The following is a 13,994-nucleotide window of genomic DNA, read 5'->3' as shown; positions in this document are numbered from 1 at the left end:
CCTCAGATTTGTCCCGTGAGCATAAGGATAAAGTGTAGCAGATTTTTGACGCCGAACATGACGAGCTGCATGGCGTAACTGAGATCGACGCCAATCTCCCGGCCGATAAAGGGCAGCAGAAACATCAGGCCGATGACAATGAAGAGGCCGAAACGCTCAAGCTTGGAGTAACGCACAGCCAACTCGTAAGGCAGAAGTCCGGTGACGATCCGTCCGCCATCGAGCGGCGGAATCGGCAGCAGGTTGAACACTGCCAGCACCAGATTGAGCAGGATCCCGTTGATCAAGGTGGCCTGCCACCAGGCGCCAAACCATTCCGGGAACCAGGCGACAGTATGCAATAGCGCCGCTGCAAGGAATGCCAGCACGACATTTATTGCGGGGCCCGCCGCCGCGACCAGCATCATATCGCGGCGCGGATTGTTCAGCCGGGACACGGCGACAGGTACCGGTTTCGCATAACCGAAGACGAACGGTGTGCCGGCGAGCGCCCATCCAGATATCACGCACAGCATCGGCAGGATGATCGTGCCGAACCGGTCGATATGGGCGAACGGGTTCAGGGTCACACGCCCCATCAGGCGAGCCGTTGGATCTCCCAGCATGTTCGCCACATAACCGTGTGCCGCTTCATGCATGGTGATCGCGATCAATACCGGTAGTGCCCAGATCGACGCCGTGAAGAGGATGTTGGAGATCATCTCTTCCATCAGGTGGAGGCCCGATTTTGACCGGCCAGCTCGGCAAAGGAAGAAAGAAGCTCTTCGCGGACCGCCGGACGGGCGTCCCGACGAATGCGATCAAGGAAACCGAGTACCATTTCCGCGCGGGAAAGAGCCTTGCCGGACAGAACCGGCGCCGCTCCGGCGACTGTCTGCATCTCCGTCATGTCACCATTGCAGTGCAAGACAACGTCACATCCGGCCTCCAGCGCACGTGCCGTTGATATGTCCAGCGGATCAGCCAGCGCCTTCATGGAGATATCGTCACTCATCAACAGCCCATCGAAGCCGATCTCCTGCCGGATAACCTCTCCGATGACCGTGGGGGAAACCGTGGCCGCACGTCCGGAATCCAGCGTCTCGTAGATGACATGAGCCGTCATCGCCATAGGCAGGTCCTTCAGAGCCTTGAAAGGCGCGAAATCGATCACGGCAAGTTCGTCCCGTTCTGTATCGACCCTGGGCAACGCGTGGTGACTGTCCACACCCGCCCGGCCATGTCCGGGAATATGCTTCATCACAGGAGCAACACCGCCGGCGGCGAGACCTTCCGCCTGAGCGCGTCCGAGCCTGGCAACGATATCCGGCGTATAGGCAAAAGCACGATCTCCGATTACGTCATGTGCGCCGTCCTGACGGACATCGAGCAAGGGCAAACAATCTACATCGACGCCGCAATCCATGAGTTCTGCCGCAATCAGTCGGGCGTTCACCCGTACTGCCTGCTCCGCCCGCACCGGATCCTCGGCATAAAGCGTTCCAAACAGGGCGGCCGGCGGAGCCGCACGCCATTGCGGCGGCTTCAGGCGCTGGACGCGGCCACCTTCCTGGTCGATCAGAACCGGCGCGTGGCGTCCGACGCAATCGCGAAGATCTTCAGTCAGCATCCGGATCTGCTCCGGGCTTTCGCAGTTCCGCTGAAACAGAATGAAGCCGAACGGATCGGTATCGATGAAGAACAGGCGCTCGGCCCGGCTGAGTTCCGGACCGGCACAGCCGAGGATCAAGGAGCGCATTTGCGTGTCCCGTCTAGCGTTTCACCACGAGGCAAGCCTGACCCTTGGCCTTCAGTGCCGTACAGATGTCACGCGCGGCTTTATCGCTCAACGGTCCGCCCTGTACGCGGAAAAACACCCCGTTGGAGGTCGTGACACGCTGGTAAGTCGGCCCGAGTGCGCCAAGCAGAGCAGCATTAGCCGCTTTCACTCTGTTCCATTCCTTCGCGGCGGCATCCTCGCTCCGCAAGGCGGCGATCTGGATATTGAAACCGCCTGTGGCGACCGGTGCGGGGGCTGGAGCCGGTGTTGGTGCCGGTTTGGGCGTCTTTGCCGCAACGGGCTTCGGCGCGGGAGCCGTGACCGGGGTTTCCACCTTCGCTGCCGGGGGGGCAGGCGGCGGCGGGATAAGTGTTTTCGCCGCGGTCTCTGCCGGTTTCTTGGCCGGCGGGATAACGGCGGTTGCCGATGGGGTTGAAGCCGGTGCCGTCGTTACGGCAGGTGCACTCGGTGCCGGGGCTTCCGCAGTCTGGGTCGCGTCATTGGTCGGGATCGACAGAGGTTCCGGCGGCGGCAGAGGTGTCTCCGGCGGCGGCAACAGGCGCTCTACCCGGCTTTCGCTGTTCTGAGCGCCACGGCCGGAGCCGAGATCGTCGAGCACCAGCTTGTCCTGATGCGGAACTTCCATACCACCCGGCGAATCAGGCCGAACCTTTGACGGTGTCACATCGGCCTTGATCAGCGGGGCGGCGGTTTCGCTGCCTATCCTACGGCCCTGATCGTAAGCGTACCAGACGATACCGGCGAAGGCTGCAACCGCCAGAGTTGCAGCAATGATGGTCAACCCCCTGCCCTTGGTCGTCTCTTCGGACATGAGTGGAGGCGGTCCGGGACGGTCCTCTTCCTCGATCATCCGCGGCCGTTCCGGCGCTCCCGAATGCAAACTCATGCGCGCAACTCCTCCACGGGCTCAACCCCGATCACGGAGAGTCCGGAAGCGATGACAGTCTGCGTGGCTCGAACCAGAGCCAGCCGAGCCATGGTCAACTCGCGGTCATCATCGACCAGGAACCTCAAAGTCGTGTCTTCCCTGCCCTTGTTCCACAAACTGTGGAAACCAGTGGCGACCTCGCCGAGATAGAAAGCGATCCGGTGCGGTTCGTGCGCTTCGGCGGCACTTTCGACCGTACGAGGCCATCCGAGTAACAGTTTCATGAGACCAAGCTCGGCCGGATCGGTCAAGCGATCCAGCACTACCGGTGCCAGCCCGGCACAGGAAACATCCGCGCCCTCAAGCGCCTCGGCAGCATGCCTTAAGACGGAATGACAGCGTGCATGTGCATATTGCACATAGAAAACCGGGTTTTCCCGACTTTGCTCGGTGACTTTCTTGAAATCGAAGTCGAGGGTCTGGTCGTTGCGCCGGGTCAACATGATGAAGCGCAACACGTCCTTGCCTACCGAATCGATGACATCGCGCAAGGTCACGAAGGTTCCCGCCCGTTTCGACATCTTCACCGGCTTGCCGTCATCCATCAGATGCACGAGCTGGCACAGCTTGACGTCCAGTTCGCCCTTGCCGTCGGTTACGGCCTTCACCGCCGCCTTCATGCGTTTCACGTAACCGCCGTGATCCGCGCCCCAGACATCGATCATCTCGGCAAAGCCGCGATTGTACTTGTCGAGGTGATAGGCGACGTCATTGGCGAAATAGGTCCAGCTACCGTCCGATTTCTGGATTGGCCGGTCGACATCGTCTCCGAACTGCATCGCCTTGAACAGGCGCTGCGGGCGCGGCTCCCAGTCATCCGGCTGCTTGCCCTTCGGCGGCTGCAGCACGCCGGTATAGAGCAGGTCGCGCTCCTCCAGCGTCTGCATCACGGCATCGACCGCACCGGCGTCGACCAAAGCCTTCTCGGAGCTGTAGATCTCGATATCGACGCCAAGCAGGCCGAGATCGTCCTTGATGCCTTCAAGTTGCTGCGCGATGGCGAATGCGCGAATTTCCGGCAGCCAGTCCGCCTCGTCCGCCTGCATCCACTTGTCGCCGTCCCGCGCCGCCAGAGCCGCGCCGACCTCTTTCAGATACTCGCCCGGATAGAAACCTTCGGGGATGGTACCGATATCCTCACCCAGCGCTTCTTTGTAGCGGAGGTAGGTGGAACGGGCGAGCGTATCGACCTGGGCGCCTGCATCGTTGATGTAGTACTCGCGGGTCACGTCGAATCCGGCCTTGGCAAGCAGTGCAGCCAATGCGTCGCCAATCACGGCACCGCGCGCATGCGCCGCGTGCAGCGGGCCCGTCGGATTGGCGGAGACGTATTCCACCATCACCTTCTTGCCTGCGCCGATATCCGACTTGCCGAAATCCAGGCCCTTTTCAAGCAGTCCTGAAATGGCATTGCGCCAGAAACCGTCGGCGATCCGGAGATTGATGAAACCGGGGCCGGCAATCTCAGCCTCACTGACCTCTTCCCAGGCGCGCATCTTGACGATCAACAACTCGGCGATGTCGCGCGGCTTCATTTTTGCGGGCTTAGCCAGCACCATGGCCGCGTTCGTGGCAATGTCGCCGTGGCTCGGATCGCGCGGAGGCTCAACGCCCGCCCGGCTGATATCCAAGCCGGAGGGTAGTGCTCCCTCGGCGGCCAGCGCCTCTATCGTTGCATCAAGTTTGCTTTGAAAGTATCTGAAAACGTTCATTTATGTCTTCGCGTTTAGATCAAAGAGACGGGCATGTTCGATCACCGCGAAGCGATCGGTCATGCCAGCGATATAGTCAGCGACAAGGCGCGCCTGTTTGGTATCGTCAATCTGGCCCGGCTGGTCGTTGCCGGTCCGCTGCCATTGCGCCGGAAGGCAGTTAGGTTCCGCCATCAGCAACTCGAACATGTCCGTTACCACCCTGCGGGCCTTACTGGCCATGCGATTCACTTTGTAATGACGATACATGTTGTGAAACAAAAACGCTTTCAAAGTGCGGTTCTGGTCCTCCATTTCGGCGGAGAAAGCAATCAGCGGAACAGGCGCGCTGCGGACTTCATCGGCCGAATTCGGGCGGTATTCCGCCAGTCTCCGCCGCGTTTCCGCAAGCAGATCCTCTACCATCGCGCCAATCAGACGGCGGACAATCTCCTGCACCATCTTGGCGCGGGAAAGCGTGCCGTAACTCTCCATGACTTCCGAGACGATGGGGCCGATCAGCGGTACATCGAGCATTATTTCGATATCGAAAAGATCGGCGTGCAGCGCATCGTCAATATCGTGCGCATGATAGGCGATATCGTCGGAAAGCGCCGCTATCTGGGCTTCCGCGCTGGCAAAACCACTTAACTGCAAAGACAGTTTCGCGTCCAACTCGGTAATAATCGGTGGTACATCACCAACTCCGTCCCGATCCGTCAGAGGGCCGTTATGCTTGATGATCCCCTCGATGGTTTCCCATGTCGGGTTGAGGCCATCAAACGATGCGTAACGCTGTTCCAGCAGGGTCAGGACCCGAACCGTCTGCACATTGTGATCAAAGCCGCCATAGGGCTTCATCACCGCGTCCAACGCGTCCTCGCCGGCATGGCCGAACGGGGTGTGGCCGAGATCGTGCGCAAGCGCCAGGGCTTCCGCCAGATCCTCATTCAGGCCGAGGGAACGGCTGATCGAGCGGGCAATCTGCGCCACCTCAAGGCTGTGTGTCAGCCGGGTGCGATAATAATCGCCCTCGTGATAGACGAAGACCTGGGTCTTGTATTCCAGGCGTCTGAAAGCGCCGGAATGCAGAACCCTGTCCCGGTCTCGCTGGAACGGCGTGCGCTCGCGTGCTTCCGGCTCCGGGAACTGCCGGCCGCGGCTGTTCCTGAAATCCGCAGCATAGGGCGCGAACTGCTGTTTGAACGTCCAGTTTTGGGACTCGGGCATTTACAGGGACCAAGTGCGATTCGAACTGGGCGGAACCTACTCTCGGGCGCCCTTCCGCGCAATGCCAAGGGCCCGAAAACAGTTGAATTCAGGGCCTGAAGCATTACTTTCTCATCAGGGACGTGATTATGATCACGGTCATAAATTCGAACGCGATGATCGGAGCGGCGATGAGCCTCGCTGAAAACCATGGTGACAGTGCTGCCGCAGCACCTCCGGGTGCTGGTGCGCGCAGCTTCGGATTAAGCGAAAGTGCGGCCCAGCGGATCAAGGTCCTGCTGGACATGGAAGAGAATGGCGGCGGCAAATTCATGCGCGTCGGCGTCGAGGGCGGCGGCTGCTCAGGTTTCCAATACGATTTCGGTTTCGACGATGTGATGAAAGACGACGACCACGTGTTTGAGAGCCATGGCATGAAAGTGATCGTGGACGATACCTCTCTCGACCTGCTGGACGGTGGCGTGCTCGATTATGTCGACGAATTGCTCGGCGCCTATTTCCAGGTCACGAATCCGAATGCCTCGTCTTCCTGCGGCTGCGGTACGTCCTTCTCCCTCTGACAGACGCTAACGCGCCGGTTTCCTTGATGTCCGGCAAAGTGTCTTGGCCGCGCGACAGCGTGCGGGCAAACTCGCCGTTCGTCATTCTCCAAGCTCTTCGCGGAACGGACTCCCCATGAAAGCGGCCACCTGGAACGTCAACTCGGTCAAGGCGCGGCTCCCGAACCTGCTGGAGTGGCTAGACGGCTTCCAGCCGGACGTTGCCATGCTCCAGGAAACCAAGACCGTGGACGAGAATTTCCCGCGCCTTGAGATTGAGGAACGCGGCTACAAGATTCTGGCGCACGGGCAGAAGAGCTATAACGGCGTCGCTATCCTCTCCAAACACGAGATCGAAGACCCGCTGGTTGGACTGCCCGGCGACGATGCGGACGAACAGGCGCGCTATGTCGAGGGCACGATCTGCGGCATCCGCTTCGCCTCGATCTATCTGCCGAATGGCAACCCGATCGCGACCGAGAAATTCACCTACAAGCTGGATTGGATGAAGCGACTGAAGGCGCGGGCGGAAACCCTACTGCAAAGCGAGGGCCCCGTTGTGCTGGCAGGCGACTACAATGTCGTGCCGATGGACGAAGACGTGCATGACCCAGCTGGTTGGGCGGACGATGCGCTCTGCCAGCCGGAATCCCGTGCCGCATACCGCTCCATTCTCAATCTCGGCTATGCCGACGCCTACAGGATCTACAACACCGCGCCGCACCGCTACAGCTTCTGGGATTATCAGGGCGGCGCCTGGCAAAACGATCACGGTGTCCGGATCGACCATCTCCTGCTCTCGCCGCAAGCGGCGGACCGGCTGAAAGCCTCCGGCATCGACTCCGGCCCGCGCGGAAAAACCAAGGCCTCGGACCACACCCCGGTCTGGATCGAGCTCGCGGCGTAACTGCTCACGTCGTCATCGCTTTTTAGACGTCATCCCGGCCGGAGAGCCGGGACCTAGTCGATCATGGCGAGTTCTGATTTCCTGGGTCCCCGCGTGCGCGGGAATGACGATTTAGAGTGGGCTCACCCCGCTTTGAACGGGTCCCCCAGCGGCCGTGTCCGCAGCCCTTCGCGCAGATGTTTCCACGGTAGCGCCGCCGGATCGGCCAGAACCGGGCCCGGAGACGCACACTCTATGATTTCTGCGGCGATCGGCGCGAAATCGGCGCGGTAGTGCACCGAGCTTTTATTCACCAGGATCTTCATTTGTTCCGGCTCAATGCCAAGGAAGCGGTACATCATCCGGTCGGCCATCTGAACCTTGCGGGAGCCGACCACGATCTGCACGCCATTGATGCTGAGCCGGGCCGACGGGCCGAGCCGCATGTGGGTGCCGGAATAGAACGGTCCAGTCGCCGTGAATTCTCCGTCTGAAAGTGCCTCGACCCGGAACGTGCCTTCAAACGGCGCATCGCCCGGCACCCGGGACTTGCCGCCAAGAGCGAGCACGACTTCCGCCCCCTCACCGGCCTCATGCGCAGCCAGCGCCGACTCGGCATCAACCAGCAATCCGAGCGCAGCACCCTCGGCGCCATTGCGGACAAGAGCGCGCAACAGCCCCGTCGTGTCACTGTCAGCACCGCCGCCGGAATTGTCCTGCACATCCGCGATGATGACCGGACGGTCCGCCGCCGCCGCGATGCGCATCGCTTCTCGAACCGCGTCGTCCGGATTGGGCAATGCGGCCGAAAAATCCGCTTCCTTGGCGCAAATGGCATCAACCAATTGTTTCACGGATTGTTTCACATCACCCTCGGTGTCTCCGTAAGCGAAAACAGAGGCGCCGCAATGATAGATGTCGGTTGCCGGAAAGCCCGTTGCGAAGGAGAGCGAGACGCCATGTGCCGCCTCCAGGTCCGGGATCATCTCGTAGAGGCCGGCAGCAGGCTCCGCCATTGTGCATTGCCGGACCAGCGGCATCAGAAAGGGAATTTGCTCAAAAGTGTGGACGGGTTTGCGGCCTGACTTCAGGAGGGTATCCAGCCGGCGCGCGACCCGCCCCCCTGTATCAGCCATATCGATATGCGGATAGGTCCGGTAGGCGTCGAGACCGTTTGCCCGGGCAACCATCTCAGGTGTGACATTCGCATGCAGGTCGAGGCTGGCCAGAATTAGCATGTCCTCGCCAACGAGCGCACGTATCCGGCGCAGCAGCTCCCCCTCACCGTCTTCATATGTCTCCGTCGCCATCGCGCCATGCAGGCAGAGATAGACCGCGTCAGCTGGCAGAGCCTCTTCAATGCCCTTCAGGATCAACCCGGCGATATGCTCGTAAGCGTCGTCCGTGACATGGGCGGAGGGAGAAGCCGCGGCCCAGCTCGTCGGCACCAGCTCGTGTCCGAGCTTTTTGGCCTGCTCGATAAAACCTGCAACAGACAGGTTGATCCCCTTGACCGCTTCGAACAGGGGAGCGCCCGTGACCAATGCTGGCCAGCTCCCCGGGCTGGTGAAAGCATCCAGCCCCGCCTTGCTTGGGCCAAAGGTATTCGTCTCGTGCTGAAAGCCGCCGATGATAATCCGCGCCATTCTGACTCTCCTGTCCGATTGAGATGACTAAACTAATTGATGCCGATGGCGCCGCAGAGTGCGACCCAGACGTCCTGGAGGATGTAGCTGTCCCGCACAAAAGGCAGGACGGCCACGCAGATGAGAAGAAAGACGACAAGACCGATGAACTCGGAGCTGCGCCAGCGGCGCGGCTCCTGCTCGATCCCGGTCCTGTCTCCGTGCTGTACCATTCAGATTCCGTACCCTCGGGGATGAGGCGGCGTTGGCAGAGGGTGCATCTGCCTGTAATCAATGCATGACATCTTAATCACGGGCCATGCGCGATAGCAATTTGCCCGGAACCATTCTTCTGGAACCGCTCCGGTTCCAAAACCCGACCGACTGAGGGACTGACAGGCATGTGCGCGAGGGAATATCTGACGTTCGACGATAGCTGGGCCGGGTATCTGCGCTGGGCGCACCGGTTGCCTCCCGCACCGCCGCCGGTCACGCCACGCCACATTTCCGGCATTGCAGAGATCATCGGAGATTTCGACGCTGTCATCCTCGATAATTTCGGCGTTCTCAGTCTCGGTCCCCCGGTCATCCCCGAGGGCCCTGCGGCTTATGATTGTATCCGCAAGGCAGGCGTTGCCGTCCGTGTTGTCTCAAACGACGGCTCAAAGAGCATCTCCGCAATGTGCGAAAGCCACCGCGCGCGCGGTTACCTGTTCGAGGAATCAGAGATTTTCGCCGGTGTCAGCCTGCTTGAAAACATGCTTGAGAGCGGAGGGGATGGTTTCTGGGCTGCCGTCGGCCTCGATCCCCGTCTCATCCCTCAAGGGGGCCATGACATTCGTGCCTGGCCGGATGACGGCGTCAATATCGACGAGGCCTCCGGCTTGTTGCTGCTCGATTGCGATGATTTCTGGAGAAAGGATTTCGCGCCGATCATCAAGAGCTTCAAGCGCCACCCCCGCCCCGTGATCGTTGGAAATCCGGACCTGACAGCTCCCTATACCGATGCAATGAGCCTGGAGCCCGGCTATCTCGCGCATCAGCTTGCGGACGAAGCCGGGATCGAGCCGGTCTTCCTCGGCAAGCCTTTCGCTCCGGTTTATGAGATGGCCATGCGGGATCTGGCCCATATCCCGGCCGAACGGGTGCTCTGCGTTGGCGATACGCTCCACACGGACGTGCTCGGCGGACGGGCCCGGGGCATGAAGGCCCTGTTGGTCGAAACCGGCTTCACACGCGGAAAGGATCCCCTCAGACTTGCAGAAGAAAGCGGAATCTGGCCTGATTTCATCGCACCGTCGATTTAATCATGGAGCGACCGCATGCATGCGCCAGTCCTCTTGCTCTCGATGCTTCTCTGTCTAACCGGCTTATCAAATGCCGCAATGGCGGCAGACAAGAAGCCGATCGTCATCGAAGGCGAAGCCCGCGTTATTGACGCCGGAACCATCCAGATAGACAGAAGCGTGATAAGGCTGTTTGGAATCGTCGCCCCGAGTCCGCGCCAGAAATGCCTGCGCGGCGCACTGCCCTGGCTCTGCGGCGCCGCCGCAAAGAAGCATCTGCAGGAACTGGCAGACCGCAAACAGGCTCGCTGCGTGGCCGTGGAAACATTCAACGCCCGCTGCATCGTCAATAAGAAAGATCTGTCGAACGAGATGGTGCTGTCCGGCTGGGCTGTCGCCGATGAAGCAGGCGATGCCTACAGGCCGGCAGAAGAAAAAGCCCGCGCCGGGAAGCGCGGGCTTTGGGAAAGTGTGCCTAACTAAGGACTTAGCACCCTAGAGTGCTGCAATCCGTTCCAGTGCGGCGGCCAGTTTATCCCGCCGGGCCTTCTCGTCGGCCAGCCGCTCACGGTTTTCTTCGACCACTTCGGCCGGAGCGCGGGATGTGAAGCTCTCATTCGAGAGCTTCTTGTCCAGCTTGATGATCTCGCCATCGAGCTTGCCGAGATCCTTTTCCAGCCGCACACGTTCCTGGGCCAGATCAAGCACATCAGCGATCGGCAGAACGATCATCGCCTCGTCGATCACACCCTGAACAGCACCGGTGGGAATATCCTCGGTCGCTGAAATAGTCTCCAGACGGGCCAGACGGATGATCACATCCCGGTTCCGCTCCAGCCGCTCCACTGTCTGAGCGGACATGTCCTTCAGCAGCAGATCAATCTTCGCGGCGGCCGGCACGTTCATTTCCGAACGGATAGAGCGCACTTCGGAAATAAGCCGCACCACCCAGTCCATCTCGGCAATGGCATCGGCGTCTGCAGCTTCCTGCAAGCCATCAGGCCAAGCCGTGGTAATCAACTGGCCTTCGCCGCCGAAAGCAGACCACAGCTCTTCGGTAATGAACGGCATCAGCGGGTTCAGCAGGTTGATTGCCTGCATCAGCACCCAGGCCGTCGCCTTGCGGGTTTCCTCAGCGGCGGCCTTATCTGCCCCGGAGAGAATCGGCTTGGTGAATTCCAGATACCAGTCGCAGTAGGTGCCCCAGATAAAGTGATAGAGCGCGCCCGCAGCGTCGTTAAACCGGTAGCTGTCGATAGCCTTGGAGACCTTGGCTTCCGTTTCTGCCAGCTCAGAGATGATCCAGCGGTTTACGGTCTGTGTCGCGGCTTTCGGATCGAACGACGCATCCCACTGACACTCGTTCATTTCCGCATAGCGCGCCGCGTTCCAGAGTTTGGTCGTGAAATTCCGGTAGCCCTCGACGCGGCTCTCGGCGAGCTTGATATCCCTGCCCTGCGCCGCCATGGCGGTAAGGGTGAAACGCAGCGCGTCTGTGCCGAATTTCTCGATAAGATCGAGCGGATCCATCACGTTGCCTTTGGACTTGGACATCTTGGCGCCGTGCTGATCCCGGACCAGAGCGTGGATATAGACCGTGGAGAACGGCACCTCGCCCATGAAATGAATGCCCATCATCATCATCCGGGCGACCCAGAAGAAAATGATGTCGAAACCGGTGACCAACACATCACCCGGATAATAACGGTCCAGTTCAGGTGTTTTTTCCGGCCAACCGAGTGTCGAGAACGGCCAGAGCGCGGAAGAGAACCAGGTATCCAGCACATCTTCATCGCGCGTGATCTCGGTCGGTGCGCCATAATGCGCATCCGCTGCGGCCTGCGCCGCCTCTTCCGATTCCTCGACGAAAATGCTGCCGTCCGGGCCGTACCAGGCCGGGATCTGATGACCCCACCAAAGCTGACGTGAAATGCACCAGGGCTGGATGTTGCGCATCCAGTCGAAATAGGTGTTCTCCCAGCTCTTCGGCACGAACTGGGTTTTACCGGTCTCGACGGCTTCAATAGCCGGTTTCGCCAAAGTTTCCGCGTCGCAGTACCACTGATCGGTCAACCACGGCTCGATCTCAACGCCGGAGCGGTCTCCGTGCGGGACGGTGTGCTGGATATCTTCAATCTGCTCCAGCAGCCCTGCTTCTTCCATGTCCGCGATGATCTTCTTGCGGGCGTCGAACCTGTCGAGCCCCCGATAGGCCTCCGGCGCGTTCTCGTTGATGCGCGCGCGGCTATCAAAGATGTTGATCTGTTCCAGATTGTGCCTGCGACCGACCTCAAAATCGTTGAAATCATGGGCGGGCGTCATCTTGACAGCGCCGGAGCCTTTTTCCGGATCGGAATACTCGTCCGCGACAATCGGAATACGGCGACCAACAAGCGGCAGGATGGCGTATTTACCCACCAGATCCTTGTACCGCTCGTCATCCGGATGCACCGCAATGCCGCTGTCGCCGAGCATGGTTTCCGGGCGAGTCGTCGCCACAACGATATGCCGGCTGGGATCGTCTTCCAGCGGATACCGGAAATACCAGAGATGGCCTTTGCTCTCGACCTGCTGGACCTCCAGGTCGGAGATTGCCGTGTGCAGTTCCGGGTCCCAGTTCACAAGGCGTTTGTCCTTGTAGATCAGGCCCTTTTTATGAAGGTCTACAAATACCTTCGCGACCGCGTCGGAGCAGCCCTCGTCCATTGTGAAGCGCTCACGCTGCCAATCCGGCGAAGCGCCGAGGGCACGGAGCTGGCTGGTGATGGTTCCGCCTGATTCGGCTTTCCATTCCCAGATCTTCTCAACGAACGCTTCCCGGCCAATCGCGCGCCGGGTGATCTGCTTGGCCGCGAGCTGGCGTTCGACAACCGACTGGGTGGCGATGCCCGCATGGTCCGTACCCGGCTGCCACAGCGTATCCTTGCCGGTTTTCCGCTTATAGCGAACCAGGATATCCTGAATGGTGAAAGTGAGCGCATGGCCCATATGCAGGCTGCCGGTGACGTTCGGCGGCGGCATCATGATGGTGTACGGAACCTTGCTCGAGTTGGGATCGGCGGCGAATGCCCCTGCTTTTTCCCAGTTCTCGTAATGGGTCCGCTCAACCGCGGCCGCGTCGAATGTCTTTCCAAGCATTTTGATGCCCTTGGCCATGTCGTGAAACCGGTATCAGAAAACAGATAGAACCTGCTCCCCGAAAGGAGAGCAGGTTTAGGGCATCATCGTTTGGAATTCCAGCCCGGAAAGCCCGGGACCGATGGTTCTTACCAGGGGTCGCGCCGCTGGGACTGCATTACCAGCCGCTCGATTTCCTCGCGAACCAGACGCTCAACCATCATCGGCAGATGCTGATCGAGCCATTCCTTGAGCATCGGACGCATCAATTCCCGCGTCAGGCGTTCAAGTGTTATGGCCCCGTTGCCGATCGGCAGCTCGTGATAATCCTCGTTCAGCTTTTCATTCAGACGGCTGAACGCATCGACCGTTTCGGCGGCCTGCGGCGGTGAAACCAGTCCCTCAGCCGGAGGCGCTTGCTGCGGTTGTTGCAGCGGCGGCGGAGGTGGTGGCGGAGGCGGCGCGGGGGCCGGTTCCGGCTCGTCGTCGCTAAACTTCTGCTCTTCGAACAGCGGCTCCGGCTGTTCTTCCTCCATATCCGTCAAATCGAGGACGTCTTCTTCTTCCTCGAAATCAGGTTCTGGCTCGGGCTCAGCTTCAGCCTCGGCTTCAGGCTCCGGCTCGACTTCAGGTTCCGGCTCGGGCTCGGGTTCCGGCTCAGGCTCAGCTTCGGGCTCCGGTTCAGGCCCGGACTCCGGTTCCGGAGTCGGTTCTGGCTCGGCAGCTTCTTCGGGGGGTGGGGCTTCCTCGCCCTCCTCACCGTCTTCGGAAATTATTCGCCTAATCGAGGCGAGGATTTCCTCCATCGACGGTTCTTGCGCCGTATCACTCATCCAGACTCAAACCCACAAGGAATCAAGAGGCTTAAAGGGTATCCCACAAGTCTATGAAACGCCAGCCTGTCGTCCGGCC

Annotated in this window: 13 protein-coding genes; 4 read left to right on the top strand and 9 right to left on the bottom strand. The window is 60.2% G+C overall.

From position 1 onward, the window contains the following. Positions 1-2: 2 nt before the first annotated feature. Genes VOI22_RS04735 through VOI22_RS04715 form a run of 5 tightly spaced genes read right to left on the bottom strand, consistent with a single transcriptional unit; the run spans position 3 to position 5,629 of the window. Complete coding sequence (locus VOI22_RS04735; protein WP_323795417.1) at positions 3-710, bottom strand: site-2 protease family protein; 708 nt, start codon at positions 708-710, stop codon at positions 3-5. Continuing rightward, complete coding sequence (nagZ, locus tag VOI22_RS04730; RefSeq protein WP_323795416.1) at positions 710-1,738, bottom strand: beta-N-acetylhexosaminidase; 1,029 nt, start codon at positions 1,736-1,738, stop codon at positions 710-712. The genes VOI22_RS04735 and nagZ overlap by 1 nt, the downstream gene beginning before the upstream one ends. Before the next feature lie 13 nt (positions 1,739-1,751). Further along, positions 1,752-2,666 (bottom strand): SPOR domain-containing protein, encoded by a 915-nt coding sequence (locus VOI22_RS04725; protein ID WP_323795415.1) that lies wholly within the window; start codon positions 2,664-2,666, stop codon positions 1,752-1,754. Next, a complete protein-coding gene (argS, locus tag VOI22_RS04720) occupies positions 2,663-4,420 on the bottom strand; it encodes an arginine--tRNA ligase (protein WP_323795414.1) in 1,758 nt (585 codons plus the stop codon). Before argS ends, VOI22_RS04725 begins: the two co-directional genes overlap by 4 nt. After that, a complete protein-coding gene (locus VOI22_RS04715) occupies positions 4,421-5,629 on the bottom strand; it encodes a deoxyguanosinetriphosphate triphosphohydrolase (RefSeq protein ID WP_323795413.1) in 1,209 nt (402 codons plus the stop codon). It abuts the gene before it with no gap. Positions 5,630-5,757: 128 nt separating this feature from the next. Between VOI22_RS04715 and erpA the strand changes: the two genes are divergently transcribed. Together erpA and xth are read left to right on the top strand one after the other, a co-directional pair. Further along, a complete protein-coding gene (gene erpA, locus VOI22_RS04710; RefSeq protein WP_323795412.1) occupies positions 5,758-6,189 on the top strand; it encodes an iron-sulfur cluster insertion protein ErpA in 432 nt (143 codons plus the stop codon). 115 nt (positions 6,190-6,304) lie between these two features. Beyond that, positions 6,305-7,075 (top strand): exodeoxyribonuclease III, encoded by a 771-nt coding sequence (xth, locus tag VOI22_RS04705; RefSeq protein WP_323795411.1) that lies wholly within the window; start codon positions 6,305-6,307, stop codon positions 7,073-7,075. 122 nt (positions 7,076-7,197) lie between these two features. Here the strand turns inward: xth and VOI22_RS04700 are convergent, their stop codons facing one another. Together VOI22_RS04700 and VOI22_RS04695 are read right to left on the bottom strand one after the other, a co-directional pair. Continuing rightward, positions 7,198-8,700: a M81 family metallopeptidase gene (locus VOI22_RS04700; protein ID WP_323795410.1), complete on the bottom strand. Its 1,503-nt coding sequence runs from the start codon at positions 8,698-8,700 to the stop codon at positions 7,198-7,200. Between the two features lie 32 nt (positions 8,701-8,732). After that, a complete protein-coding gene (locus tag VOI22_RS04695; RefSeq protein ID WP_323795409.1) occupies positions 8,733-8,912 on the bottom strand; it encodes a hypothetical protein in 180 nt (59 codons plus the stop codon). Between the two features lie 168 nt (positions 8,913-9,080). Here VOI22_RS04695 and VOI22_RS04690 point away from each other — a divergent pair, with 168 nt between their 5' ends. Both VOI22_RS04690 and VOI22_RS04685 read left to right on the top strand, forming a co-directional pair. After that, on the top strand, positions 9,081-9,986 hold the full coding sequence (locus VOI22_RS04690) for an HAD-IIA family hydrolase (protein ID WP_323795408.1): 906 nt from the start codon (positions 9,081-9,083) through the stop codon (positions 9,984-9,986). Positions 9,987-10,001: 15 nt separating this feature from the next. Next, positions 10,002-10,448 carry a thermonuclease family protein gene (locus VOI22_RS04685; RefSeq protein WP_323795407.1) on the top strand — a complete coding sequence of 149 codons (447 nt, stop codon included), beginning with the start codon at positions 10,002-10,004 and terminating at the stop codon, positions 10,446-10,448. 12 nt (positions 10,449-10,460) lie between these two features. Here the strand turns inward: VOI22_RS04685 and VOI22_RS04680 are convergent, their stop codons facing one another. Together VOI22_RS04680 and VOI22_RS04675 are read right to left on the bottom strand one after the other, a co-directional pair. Beyond that, on the bottom strand, positions 10,461-13,103 hold the full coding sequence (locus VOI22_RS04680; protein ID WP_323795406.1) for a valine--tRNA ligase: 2,643 nt from the start codon (positions 13,101-13,103) through the stop codon (positions 10,461-10,463). A gap of 128 nt (positions 13,104-13,231) precedes the next feature. Further along, positions 13,232-13,915: a DUF2497 domain-containing protein gene (locus VOI22_RS04675; protein WP_323795405.1), complete on the bottom strand. Its 684-nt coding sequence runs from the start codon at positions 13,913-13,915 to the stop codon at positions 13,232-13,234. Between the last annotated feature and the right edge of the window lie 79 nt (positions 13,916-13,994).

The organism is Nisaea sp. (assembly GCF_034670185.1).
GTDB lineage: Bacteria > Pseudomonadota > Alphaproteobacteria > Thalassobaculales > Thalassobaculaceae > Nisaea.
The sequence above is the reverse complement of the archived record's forward strand: the minus strand, read 5'-3'. Positions and strand labels throughout refer to the sequence as shown.